Origin of the sequence: Sodalis praecaptivus, assembly GCF_000517425.1 — a bacterium.
Classification (GTDB): Bacteria; Pseudomonadota; Gammaproteobacteria; order Enterobacterales; family Enterobacteriaceae; genus Sodalis_A; species Sodalis_A praecaptivus.
Map to the genome: position 1 here is coordinate 1202594 of NZ_CP006569.1, position 12504 is coordinate 1215097.

Here is a 12504-nt window from a genome sequence, read left to right on the forward strand (position 1 = left end):
TTACTCACATGATGTCAACCCAAACGAACGATGCATGAAAGCTGAATATTTGGAGAATGGATAGAAGTTACTCAGTTTTTGGTGAATTCAAAGTATGAATAATGGCAAAAATTTTTTACTAAGGTGAAGGCGTGGCAATCTTTGACATTGAAAAGGACGAATTACTTCGGCTCTCCGATATCCAGCTAGAAGAGCTAATAGCTCGGCTAGCAGAAGCTGAAGTGGCAATGCATGGCTATAGCCCAGCATGTGTAAATTGGTCTGGTTCAATTACAGCCCCTGACGGAGGAATTGATATCCATGTTCAGGTTCCAGTTGATCAACTGAAACCAGGCTTTCTTGTAAGGCCTGATACGGTCTTCCAGGCAAAGAAACATAAGATGCCAAAGGCTACAATTGAGAAGGAAATGGGCACCGGCAAAGTGCTTTCCCCCATCATATCTGAACAAGCCAGAAAACAAGGCAGCTACATCATTGTCAGCCTGGGTGATGATTGCTCGCCATCAGGAAAGGCGGATCGTCTCAAAGCAATGAGGGATGCAGTAAAAGATGATCCTAACAAAAGCTATCTTCATCTTGATTTCTACGACCGTTCCAAACTCATTCAATGGCTGCGCCAATATCCATCAGTCATGCTGTGGGTAAAAGGTAAGCTTGGGCAAGGGTATTCCGGTTGGCAACCCTACGGAGCTTGGAGCAATCCGCCACAAGGTGTTACAGATACTTTAATCTCAGCCCCAGGTGTAACCATTACTTTACCGTCGGTAAAGGGGCAAAAACTTAAAATTGATGAAGCAATTAGCCCAATGCGAGCCCTTATTCGTTCAACGAATAAGGCGGTTCGTATTACAGGATTGTCTGGTGTTGGGAAGACTCGAATCGTTCAGGCACTCTTTGATGAAACTGTTGGAACAGATGCACTTGACCGGACAGTAGCTATGTATGTTGATACTGGCTCTGAGCCAGTACCGTCGGCTACAGCAATGCTTGATAAGCTGATCGCTGAGGGCCGACGAGCAATTATGATCCTTGATAATTGCCCATCAGAACTTCATGCTTCGCTTGCCAGTAGAGTATCAGCCGCAGGAAAAGAAGTAAGTCTAATCACGATCGAGTACGATATTAGGGATGACAAACCACAGACAACTGAGGTTATCCATATTGAGACAGATGGCCCGGAGGTGGCAGAGCAACTTCTTATCCGTCGCTTCGCGTCTATTAGTCAGAATAATGCCCGCCGTATTGCTGAGTTTGCAGATGGAAATGCAAGAGTAGCTTTGGCTATAGCGGAAAGAGTGGAAGAAGGTGAGAGTTTGGCTCTGCTTTCTGATGCGCAGTTGTTTAATCGCTTGTTTGAACAGCGTAATCATCCCGATGGTAATTTACGGGAGCAAGCTGAAATATTGTCACTGGTATATTCATTCTCGGTATCTAGTCCAGATGCTGCTACCGATGAACTGGAAATATTAGGGGCGCTCTTTGGGTATTCCAGAACCCAGTTATTTAAAGCCGTTACGAAGCTGATGGAACGTCATATCGTTCAGAAAAGATCTCACTGGAGAGCTATCTTACCTCATGCCATTGCTAATAGATTGGCAGCATCTGCACTCGACAGTATTCCCGTTGATCAACTTAGGGCGACTTTTGAAGCTCCGGATTGTGAGCGTTTATTAATGTCTTTTTCGCATCGCCTGGGGTTATTGCATGACCATCCTGTTGCGAAAGAAATTGTAGAAGCTTGGCTTCAGCCTGAAGGGATGCTAGGAAGAATAGCCGAGTTAAATGATATTTCGTCACGAATACTCGGGTATATCGGACCGGTTGCACCTGAAGCATTGCTCAACAGAATTGAGGCCGTACTCTCATCATCTGATTTCAAAGGTATGGAACCGGGCTACAATCCGCAGCGACGTAGTATTCTGCGTCTTTTACAATTGATGGCATACGAACCGAACGCCTTTGAGCGATGCGCTAGGCTTCTTATTCAAATGGCAGAGGACGAAGCCGATAATAATGACCTGGATTCTGCTCGAAACATGGTCCCAAGGTTTTTCCAGGCGTATCTGTCTGGTACTCATGCATCCCTAAGCCAACGTATTGCTTTAATGAACGAATGCATTGCATCAAGCATTATTACGCGTAGATCTCTGGGCTTCAAGATGCTCTCAACCGCCCTAGATGGCCCAACGTGGTCAGGGTTTGGGGTGAATGAGTTTGGAGCTAGATCAAGAGACTATGGATACGAACCTAACTATGATGAACTTGTCGAATGGCGCAGCGCCTTTATTGACGTTGCTATCCAATTAGCGGCATCCGGAGATCCTGAGCTTGAAAGGCCGGCACGATCAATCCTGGCTGACAAATTCAGGGGAATTTGGTTTCAGGAAGCAATGCGAGACAAACTCGTCGATGCGACCCGTACACTAAATGCTTTTAGTCCTTGGGAGGAAGGTTGGAAAGCCGTTCGCTCAACGATCTACTTTGACTATACCAAGCATAGCGATGGAGATGATGTTGAACCGTTACCGGACAATCTTGCTGCCTTAGAGAAGCTGTTGGAGCCCACAGAGTTAATTCCGACAATAAAGACATATGTGTTGAGTACGAATCATGATTATTGTGTGCTGGATGCGGATTTTGAGCATGAGGATTCGAATAAATCTACCGCAGCCGGAAAAAGGCTGGAAGCCAAAGCGCTTCAATTAGGACAGGATTTTGCCTTATCAAATCATGTGCTCGAGGAATTAGGTTCAGAACTATTCTCCGTTGGTGGAATGCCCTATCGTGCCATCTTTGGTCGAGGGCTTGCTCGGGGGGCAAATGATCTACGTGTTGGTTGGCAGCGACTTGTTGAACGAATAGAAAATCAGCCAGATGTTAACAAAGATTTTGGAGTCATAGGTGGCTTCATTGAAGAAGTCGACTCTGTCGATCCAGCGTTAGCACAGGAGTTTCTCGACCAATGTGCGCAGCATCCTGAACTTCGACAGGTATTAGTTGGCTTGCATCCTTGGGGGAAATTTACGCTAAATGATTTGGATCGCTGCATGAAGAATTTGGATGACCCAGACATTTGTCCTTTCATGTATGAGCCGATTCTATGGCGAGAACAATACGCCAATTTGCCGGGAGTTCGTGTCCTCGATCTTGCTGAACGGCTCCTAAGTAAAGTAAGTGGAGATAATGTCATTTTGCATGCGCTCTCCATGAAACTGCATGGCAAAGATAAATCTGCAGATACACTAGGTGCAGACTTTCGATTGATCGGGCTCGCTGCAGCTATTCAGAGGATTCAAAACAGCGACAGAGATCAAGGTGGGGCAATTGATTATCGCATGGAAAGAGTTATCAATGCTGCGTTGCGTTTCGATGGCAATGAGGCAAAAAAAATAGAGTGGTTGGACACAATCTTCAGTGTCGTTGATGAGCACTATGGATACATGTTTGGTTTTGATAAAACTATAGAAACGACAGTTTCGTTGATGCCAGAAGCATTTCTCAATCGCATTTTTGAAGGTACCGAGGAACAGCAACAAAGGAGGCTGTTCTTTATTCGTCGTGGTGGTTTACGCAGTTATCCCCTTGCAAAGATAAACACAAACGTTTTAATTGCGTGGTGCTGTGCCAGAAATGATCCCAGCGTTTGGCCTGCTATTGCTGGTGGCGTAACGCTTTGGTCAAAGAAAAGTGAGCAGAGTGTAATGACCTTACACGATGCTGCAATTGAATTGTTAGAAGCCTCGCCTGAGCCAATAGTTGTACTGGAGTCTTTTGCTGAGCGCATCGCTCCATCATCCTGGACTGGTAGCCTAGCGAACATAATGCAAGTCAGAGCTGGGGTCATCAGTATGTTGATCAAACACGAGCGTACAGATATTTCTGAGCCTGCCAAAGTAGTTTGTGAAAAAATGACTCAGTGGGTCGAACGCCAAAAAGAACGCGAACAACGGGAAGATAGTGAACGGGAACAGCGGTTTGAATAAAGGCTATTAGCGCTAGCCTATACTAACGTTCTGCGTTAAGGAGAAAGTAATGGAATCTGCACGTGATAAACGCACCGGAGAAAAAGTCGAGGCTGAAGATCTCTGGCTGCTGGATAGCGTTGATACTTAAGGCTACGTGTGCTGGGGATGTGGTATAACCATGCATCCTGCTGCATGGGAAAAAGATAAAAAAGTCAGAGCCTATTTTAAAAAGAAACGCCATATTCAACATCATCATGAATGTGATGCTGATGCTGAAAGCACAGTAATTCGTCGGGGTCAGAAGGAGAGTGTCCGTAACATACTGGACAGTGCTCCAGGTTTAATGCCCTCGGGATTAAAGTTGATTGAACAACGCCCGGTTGTTGAACCAGGTATCGCAGGTGATGAAAGCAAGTCCTGTTCGACGCGTTCAGCATCCTCAGCATTTGGTGAAGGAAATTCACCTGAACGACAATCCCGGCGTCAAGTGAATGCTATCCGCAATATTTGCCGTGCCTTCATCCGCTTCCCATATGATCGAGGAATGTCGTTAAACGTTCCTGGTATCAAGGGGCAAACTTACTCAGAGGTGTTTAAAAAGCTCCAAAGTAAAATTCAGCCCTATCCGGAGCCAAAGATCTTTTATGCTGAACTACTCTGGAATAAATTTGTTGAAGATGATGAAAAACTCATCATCCCGTTGTCTGGCGAGTGGGCGGAAGACGAATTCGGAAAGCGTAAATCCTCCCGAAGTTATCAGATCCACATAAAATGGGCTGAGTGGTCAAAAGCCAAGCGGACTGTGGTACGCAAAGAGTTGGAAGCTGCTCGTACAGAGGCACAGGAAGCTAAAGCAAAAAGATTAAAAGATAAGGCCAGGGTCTTCTTTATCGGTGAGCAAAGCGCTGATAGCCGCCTGGAGATCTTCTACGTAACTGATTACCGGTTAATTTGTGCGATTGTGGGACATATTACTTAACTCTGACGTAAAAAAAGGCCTTCCCACGCAGAGAAGGCCACCGCCGAGTTGCACGGAACTACCTACACTGTCATAACCGTAGACTACTTTAACAGGCTCGTGCCAAAGTTACGGTAGCCATCGTGAACATCTTTTGTATTTTCTTTAGCCAGATAAGACAAACGCAACAGGAAGTCCACATAAACAGGCGAGCGAGCCAGAGCATCGCTCCTGTCAAACTTAAACGACTGGTTCTTCGGGAAATTCGCTAAGGCTGCATAGTATGGATAATTAAGACCCACAGCGCTACACCAGGCTTTCTGCATCCTCGTTGCCATATTATCTGCATCGCGATTGGTATAATTTCCCAGATATCCGTAAACGTTCCGTTTGAACAACAGCATCAAATGATAGTGGGGATGTTCGCTTGTGTCACGCTCTCTGGCCCAGACATAAGCTGGTAAAGCAGGTTTCCCATGTCTGCCTGATCGTCTGTGATCCTCTCGTAACTGGCTTTTCAGCGACTCAATGCAGCGAGTTATTGCCTGCGGATCTACCCGTTGATGACAAACAAGCGAGTCAGGATCGTCAGATACATGATCCTCAGCAAACCTTAGGTCTGTACGGCAAGCAAATATACGATTATCGTGTTCAAGAGTGTTATATACCACAGCAAGAGATTTACGAAGAATATAACGCTCTATAGGTGAATCGTATTTCTTCTCTGCTGTTTTTAGCAGTAGTTCAAATTCTTTCTCGGTTAATTCATAAGGTGATTTCATAATATACCATTAGCTGTATTTGTGTTATCAGGTAATGGGTAGCTATTACGCCACCCATATGAGATGATGTATCTGCATTCAGTATGCTTTACTGGATACACCTCTAACTGAACCAGAGGTATATTACATATACCGGGCTCATGAGATAGATATCGCGTATTAATAATGAAAGCGGAAGGCGCGATATACCTTGCTTTAGAGATTATATTTGATCTCATGACAATGAATTAAATTACTCTGAAGTTATCTTAATTATGAGGGCTTATACCACACCCTAGATAACCGTATTTACAGGCTATACTTGGCAATAGAATTTAACCAATAATTCCGTTGCTCCAATGTCTTTTAACTGTGGATATGCTGACTCCTAATTCTCTTGCTACCTCTGATTGTTTATATCCTTTCAATTTGAGTGTGTAGATACTGAGTTTATGATGACTGCCTTCTTTTCGTCCAAGCGGTTTCTTGATTCTTCTATGCTTACTTCTGCTTGATTTAATGTTTTGAATATCTACCCCTGTTTGTACCGATATCAGAAAAGACATACAGCTTTCAGAAGAGGGCTCTATTCTCGTGTGAGGGTGATAGCAATAGATATTGATGTCTTTTTTGAAACAAAAAAATAAAATATCCAGTATATCCTCAACATTTCTTCCTAGGCTACTTAAGCCCGTCAGTATAATGGTGTCACCTTTGTTTGCTTTATGATTTACCAGTTCATGCAGTAGTCGCTGATGTGATACGGGCTGTTGTTCATTAACTATCTCAATCACCACATTATCAGGTGGAATAGAAAACTCTTTGCATATTTCCTTAAAGGTAACATGCTGCTTGATATTGCTTGCTGCCTCTGTATCCGCGCAGTTTAAATAAAAATGGAAGACCATTTTTTTAGCTCCATGTCAGAGAGTGGTATACGGATGCTTTTTTATTACGAAGAATAATCGAGAGTAATAATCACTCATCTTTGTATTTTGGATAAAATTGTTAAGCATTTTGCCGTTTTTGCATAATCCAGGTGTCATCTATTATTTTTTGCTCCCTGTGGTGAATGGGTTAATGAGAATGATTTTCTTTTCATTTTTCGTGCATTGTGGTAATTCAGCTTTACAGATGATCGGAAGCATGACAGCGAGATTATTGGTGTGATAAATATTTATCCAGCAAATATAAGGGTGAGAGAAATAGATATCCTTTCTTTTCAAAACCCCTTTCACTCCGAATATTATCAGTTCAGTAATAGGTAATACCACGATTTTGTTAATGTCAAAGTAGTATTCCCCGTATGAGGTTTCTTTAAGAAGAATAGTGTTTGAATATCCTTTAAGATACTGGCTGTTGTCATCTGTAATTCGGTCTGTATGAATATGTATAGCTGCCTTTGCTCTATTTGTGTCCACTAGAACTTCAAGGCGTTCTGTTATGTTTTTTATCTCCAATGTCCCCATCGAACCATCGTTGGTTTTTTTCTGGGAATTTTCAATCGATGGTATCCAAAGCGCACTTTTAATGTGAGTGTTCCAAACAGTCAGAAAAAACTCCTCATGTGTGATTTCAGGTGTGCCTCGAATCTGTGAAATATGTCCATGTATTGACTGTCTTAATAATATCATTTCGATCTGTCTAGCTTGATAATGATAAGAAGTGATTTTATTTAAAAAAGGAACTGATGCTTTTACTACTAATTCGAAAGCAGCAGAGCGTGAGACGTCCTTAACGTGACAAAAATTATCTACTGCTGTAATAAGTGACTCATCTTTAAAGTTGATAGTAACTTTTTTTGACATACGTTCTCCATTGCAATTTTTAATGAAAAATTACGAATTAGCAGCTATTTTGTTATTAAAGAAAAATAGCTGCGTAAAAGGACATGGACATTAATTTATGCATTTGCTTTAAAATAATTCTTCATGGAATGGAGTGGATTCGTTGTAGAATCCACTCATCAAGTTCAGCCTCTAGCCATCCCACCGACTGATTCCCCAAAGACCTGGGTCTTGGGAACGTTGGGTCAAAGCGGGGAGATTTTGGGTTCATCCAGTCATAAATTGTGGACCGGGCAAGACCTGTTTTGAGCGCGACAGCGGGTAGGCGTAGAATCTTTACATTTGGCGATGTCATGGTTTGTTCTCCTGAATCATATTGTTTTTGATGCAGCAAGATTAAGGATGTGGGCGTTTTAAAAAATATTTGTGCCTTCTCGTTTTTTTTATTGAAGGTTTAAATTACTTAACCTATTGATTTTAATGGAAATGAATTTTAAAGAAATTTACGATTTTTTGATTAAAAGCTTCGACGATGTACGTGGAACGATACCAGATTGGGTACAAAATACGCCGTGGGAATCAGCGTGGCGCATGTTGGACTACGAAAATCCTGACGTTCAGCTTTTTCTGGAACAGCTCATTGATGAGTTCACATCTAAGGACTCTTTTTTCAGAGCGAAATTTTCATTCACTTCTTTAGACCCTGAGCTCAAGCGAAAAAATAGTGATGGGTGGCATACTGCTTTTGGATCATTCTATCACCACTTAGAAAGTGCTCTTAGAGAGCGTCAAAGAGGGATATATCTCTGTAATAAACATGATTGCGAATCACTTCAGGCCCTTTTCAACGCCGTGAGTCATCTTGAGATTGCGAAAGGAATGTGTATTAATTTCAGTCACATGATAACTGTGGATATGACTGATTGGTATAGATCACAGGGTGCTGTTAAAGGCGGCTTGGCTAAGGCTGCATTGAACATCCCAGTAAAAGAACAAGCGGTAAAATTGCTGTACGAATACGTACCATCAAATGGAGGATGGAAAAATAGATCCATAGCGGCAGAGGCGATTGTAGATAAGCTTTGGGAGTTTATTGAAAGCGAAAATCAGCTTGGGAGAAAGATTGATTTAAAGTATGAAAATTTAGTCACTACTTTGAAACAATGGGCCTACAAAGATGAGCCGCTTAAAGCAGCCTTTGATCATACAGTTCGAATGAAGAAAAAAAAATGAAGTGCCGGAGGCACTTCATTGTGCGTTGTTCATGAATTGTTATCCAACCAATCGCAAAGATTCTTTGTGAGTATTCCCGCTTTCGGCGCTAGTGACGAAATCAGCCCACCATTGCATCATAGGACGACGTTGCTCAAGATAATCGCTGCGGTTATAAGCGCGACGTACCTCATTTTTGTCCACATGAGCCAATGCTGCTTCAATAACATCAGGTGGAAATCCCTGCTCATTGAGAGCAGTGCTGGCAATAGAACGTAAGCCATGAGAAACGAGAACGCCCCCCAATCCAGCACGCTTGAGTGCTGCATTCACTGTTTGGCTATTCATCGGCTGGGTTGGTTTGATGCGACTGGGAAAGATAAATTCTCGGCCACCACTGAGTGACTTCATCATTTCCAGAATAGAAAGAGCCTCATTGGATAGTGGAACCGTATGGTCCCGGTTCATCTTCATTCGGGCTGCTGGAATTTTCCATTCGCTAGCATCAAAATCGATCTCATCCCATCTAGCCTCAGCAGCTTCGGCAGGGCGGGTGATGGTGAGAAGCTGCCACATGAACAGACACCGCGTGGACACACTGATACTTGCCGTACGCATTGTTTGCATTAACTGTGGAAGTTGATCCGGGCGGATACTCGGCATGTTTTTCTTCTGCGGTTTCTCGAATGCTTTCCCGATGTTTACGCTGGGAACCGCATCAATCAGGCCCGTGTTCTGGGCGTAAATCATGACTTCGTTAATACGCTGACAAAGGCGGCGAACAGTCTCTAATGCCCCTCTAGCCTGAACAGGCTGCACTGCTTTAACCAGAGTATGAGCCTTAATCTCAGTGACACTGATATCACCGATTGCTGGGAAAATATCTCTCTCAAGCGAACGCCAGATGTCGTCGGCATAGTCCTCTGTTACGCTGGCTTTCTTCACATTCCACCAACGCTCAGCAACTAACAGGAAAGTGTTGGTTTTGGCCTCTTGAGAATTTCTCACCTGTTCTTTCTGATGTTCCTGAGGATCAATGTCTTTCGCCAATAAAACTTTAGATTCGGCTCTGAGTTTACGTGCATCAGAAAGCGAGACGGCAGGGTAGGCACCGAAGCTCTGTTTGGTTCGCTGCTTGGTCAGAGGTCGATAGTAACGGAACTGCCAGAGCTTGCTACCACTGGACTTGATTAACAGAGTAAGCCCGTCACCATCATACAGCTGGTAATCGGCATCTTTAGGTTTGGCGGCTTTGATTTCCGTATCCGTTAGCGGCTTGGTTTTTCTTGCCATGGGAGTCTCCATGCGTTTAGGCCCAACGAAAACAATAGAGCTTTTCGTTGGGCCTATCAATGGGCCTAAAAGGTTCGGATTTAATTAGTTCTCTTCGGACTTCGCGGGACAAATGACAGGCACAAAAAAGCCCGCAGGGCTTGCGCCGTGCGGGCTCTTAGGACTTCATCGGATGACTCTGGTAATCACCGGTGGAGAATTTTGGTGGAGCTGGCGGGATTTGAACCCGCGTCCGGAATTTCTACGCCCTCGGCACTACATGCTTAGTCCTGTCTTTACATTCGCCTGTCAGCTGCGGACGGACACGCCACTAACAGACTAGCCTGATTGGATTTAACGCTTCAGCCCCAGGCAGGACATCCACGCGATCTCTTTTGGGTTTGACCTCTCTTGATCCCCGTCCTAAGAGCGGAGGCTAGGGAGAGAGGGAATCTTCAGTTTATTAGGCTGATTAAGCTGCTAACGCAGCAGATTCGTATTGCGAGTCGTTTGCAATTATTTTTTTTGAGGCTTTTTTACGAGGCCAACCCCACCTCGGCATGCACCTTGAGTTTCGCAAATCCCGTCGAATCCAGGATCAGCCCCAAGTTGTTCATTTCATTGTAGCAAACTTACGGCGTGGCGGCAACGTTATCGACTGGCGTGCTTCATGATGCGCGCTTTGTCTAGCTGCCATTCGCGTTCCTTAATGTCGGTACGTTTATCGAACTCTTTCTTACCCTTGGCGACGCCGATTTTCACTTTCACCCAGGCGTTTTTCCAATAAAGCGAGAGCGCGACAACCGTATAACCTTCACGATTGACGCGGCCGAACAGTGAATCGAGCTCACGCTTATTCAACAGCAGCTTACGAGTCCGCATGGGGTCACAGACCACATGGGAAGACGCCACCGTCAGCGGCTGGAAAGTAGCGCCGAAAAGATAGGCTTCACCATCCCTGAGCAGGACATAGCTATCGCTGATGTTCGCCTTCCCGGCGCGGAGCGATTTCACTTCCCATCCCTGCAGCGAAAGTCCCGCCTCAAACTCCTGTTCAATGAAGTATTCGTGTCGGGCGCGTTTGTTTTGCGCAATGGTGGCTGAACCGGGTTTATGTGCTTTTTTCTTTGTCATAGTGCGCAATATTATACAGTTAAGGGCGGGGAAGAAAAGCTTTCGTCTCGCCCGGACTGGCTTTTCATCACGGACGTGGCATAGCGCACGTAACGGTCTTTTTGTCTCAGTGGAGAAAAATGATAATATTAAGGTGAATCGATAAAGACAGGAAAGATTATGCCTCATATTACGCGCTCCGCGCTGGTTCCGTATAGCGCAGAGCAAATGTTCGCCTTGGTTAATGATATCAGAGCTTATCCCGAATTTATTCCTGGGTGTACCGCCAGCCGGGTACTTGAGCAGAACGGCAGTGAATTGACCGCTGAAATGAATGTCTCCAAAGCGGGCATCAGTAAATCATTTACCACCCGTAATGTTATCACCGAAAATCAAAGTATTGTGATGCGCTTGGTAGAAGGCCCATTCAGCTCTTTTGCCGGCGATTGGCGTTTCATTCCGCTTAGCGAAGAAGCCAGTAAAGTCGAGTTTCATCTCGATTTTGAATTCAAAAACAAACTTATCGAACTGGCGTTTGGGCGCATTTTCAAGGAAATGGCCAACAGCATGGTCATGGCGTTTACCCGCCGGGCAAAAGAGGTTTACCATGCCTGACATCCGGGTCGAGGTGGTCTATGCCTTGCCGGAGCGCCAATATCTGCGGCAGCTGGTGCTCCAGGAGGGGAGTACTCTGGAACAGGCGATTCGTGCCTCCGGTCTGCTGGCGCTACGGCAGGACATCAATCTCGACGTTAATAAAGTTGGTATCTTCAGCCGGCCCGCTAAACTGGAAGACAAACTCAGTGACGGGGACCGGGTGGAAATCTACCGGCCGTTGCTCATTGACCCCAAGGAGCTGCGCCGTCAGCGCGCGGACCGCACGCGGAAATAACCCGCCGCCGTTATTTCCTGCCTGCGCAACGGCAGGCGTTCCCTAGCGCCGTACAGGCCCTGTGTCCAGCCGGCCTAAAGCCATTGTCCTGCCGCACTGTTGCCGGCTAAAAACACACCACTTATTGACTGGTGCTGGGACCTTCCAGCGTCGGTTTGTTGTCGATATGGGTCAGAATATCGCTACTGTTAAAGGTCAGCGTCAGCGTTTGCTGCGTGACGGATTCATGGCCCGGTTCGCGACGGAAAATGTAATACCAGGTATTCGAGCCGAACGGATCTTTCATCATTGAGGTGCCAAGGGTGTAGGCTACCTGCTGCTTTGTCATGCCGGTGTGGATTTTGGCGACGTCAGCTGCGGTCAGATAATTACCCTGATTGATGTCGGGACGATAAACCACTCTCTCGAACACGGAGCAACCGGCGGTAAACATCAGCATAACGACAGCAGCGGCAGTCAACGTCTTACAGCTCATAATAATCACATTCCTTTTGGGCATAGGATGCCGATGATAATAGACCTTGCCGGCGTTGGGAACCTCTGC

General features: G+C 45.1%; 12 protein-coding genes and 1 other RNA gene. 5 read left to right on the forward strand and 8 right to left on the reverse strand.

Features of this window, described 5'->3' with window-relative positions:
• The first annotated feature begins 131 nt into the window (after window positions 1–131).
• Entirely contained in the window at window positions 132–3983 is a 3852-nt protein-coding gene (locus SANT_RS05375; protein ID WP_025421277.1) for a hypothetical protein, read from the forward strand.
• A gap of 160 nt (window positions 3984–4143) precedes the next feature.
• Window positions 4144–4944: a hypothetical protein gene (locus SANT_RS23785; protein ID WP_237234654.1), complete on the forward strand. Its 801-nt coding sequence runs from the start codon at window positions 4144–4146 to the stop codon at window positions 4942–4944.
• Between the two features lie 83 nt (window positions 4945–5027).
• On the opposite strand, the gene SANT_RS05385 is transcribed toward SANT_RS23785, so the two are convergent.
• From SANT_RS05385 to SANT_RS23240, 4 genes are all read right to left on the reverse strand, one after another.
• Window positions 5028–5705 carry an inovirus Gp2 family protein gene (locus tag SANT_RS05385; protein WP_025421278.1) on the reverse strand — a complete coding sequence of 226 codons (678 nt, stop codon included), beginning with the start codon at window positions 5703–5705 and terminating at the stop codon, window positions 5028–5030.
• A gap of 314 nt (window positions 5706–6019) precedes the next feature.
• Window positions 6020–6592 (reverse strand): recombinase family protein, encoded by a 573-nt coding sequence (locus SANT_RS23235; RefSeq protein WP_071881998.1) that lies wholly within the window; start codon window positions 6590–6592, stop codon window positions 6020–6022.
• Window positions 6593–6733: 141 nt separating this feature from the next.
• Entirely contained in the window at window positions 6734–7492 is a 759-nt protein-coding gene (locus SANT_RS05390; protein ID WP_025421279.1) for a hypothetical protein, read from the reverse strand.
• 121 nt (window positions 7493–7613) lie between these two features.
• Window positions 7614–7826, reverse strand: a complete 213-nt coding sequence (locus tag SANT_RS23240; RefSeq protein WP_071881999.1) for an AlpA family transcriptional regulator — start codon at window positions 7824–7826, stop codon at window positions 7614–7616.
• Between the two features lie 125 nt (window positions 7827–7951).
• Between SANT_RS23240 and SANT_RS22860 the strand changes: the two genes are divergently transcribed.
• Window positions 7952–8704 carry a hypothetical protein gene (locus SANT_RS22860; protein ID WP_025421280.1) on the forward strand — a complete coding sequence of 251 codons (753 nt, stop codon included), beginning with the start codon at window positions 7952–7954 and terminating at the stop codon, window positions 8702–8704.
• A gap of 39 nt (window positions 8705–8743) precedes the next feature.
• Here the strand turns inward: SANT_RS22860 and SANT_RS05400 are convergent, their stop codons facing one another.
• The 3 genes from SANT_RS05400 to smpB form a co-directional block, all read right to left on the reverse strand.
• The gene (locus tag SANT_RS05400) at window positions 8744–9976 is read right to left on the reverse strand and encodes an integrase (protein WP_025421281.1); all 1233 of its coding nucleotides are present in this window, start codon (window positions 9974–9976) and stop codon (window positions 8744–8746) included.
• Between the two features lie 202 nt (window positions 9977–10178).
• Window positions 10179–10561, reverse strand: a transfer-messenger RNA (tmRNA) gene (gene ssrA, locus SANT_RS23245).
• 45 nt (window positions 10562–10606) lie between these two features.
• Window positions 10607–11089: an SsrA-binding protein SmpB gene (gene smpB / locus SANT_RS05405; RefSeq protein ID WP_025421282.1), complete on the reverse strand. Its 483-nt coding sequence runs from the start codon at window positions 11087–11089 to the stop codon at window positions 10607–10609.
• A 159-nt stretch (window positions 11090–11248) separates the two neighbouring features.
• Between smpB and SANT_RS05410 the strand changes: the two genes are divergently transcribed.
• Together SANT_RS05410 and SANT_RS05415 are read left to right on the forward strand one after the other, a co-directional pair.
• A complete protein-coding gene (locus tag SANT_RS05410; protein WP_025421283.1) occupies window positions 11249–11683 on the forward strand; it encodes an SRPBCC family protein in 435 nt (144 codons plus the stop codon).
• On the forward strand, window positions 11676–11960 hold the full coding sequence (locus tag SANT_RS05415) for an RnfH family protein (protein ID WP_025421284.1): 285 nt from the start codon (window positions 11676–11678) through the stop codon (window positions 11958–11960). The genes SANT_RS05410 and SANT_RS05415 overlap by 8 nt, the downstream gene beginning before the upstream one ends.
• Window positions 11961–12081: 121 nt before the next feature.
• Here the strand turns inward: SANT_RS05415 and bamE are convergent, their stop codons facing one another.
• On the reverse strand, window positions 12082–12435 hold the full coding sequence (bamE, locus tag SANT_RS05420; RefSeq protein ID WP_025421285.1) for an outer membrane protein assembly factor BamE: 354 nt from the start codon (window positions 12433–12435) through the stop codon (window positions 12082–12084).
• Window positions 12436–12504: the final 69 nt, after the last annotated feature.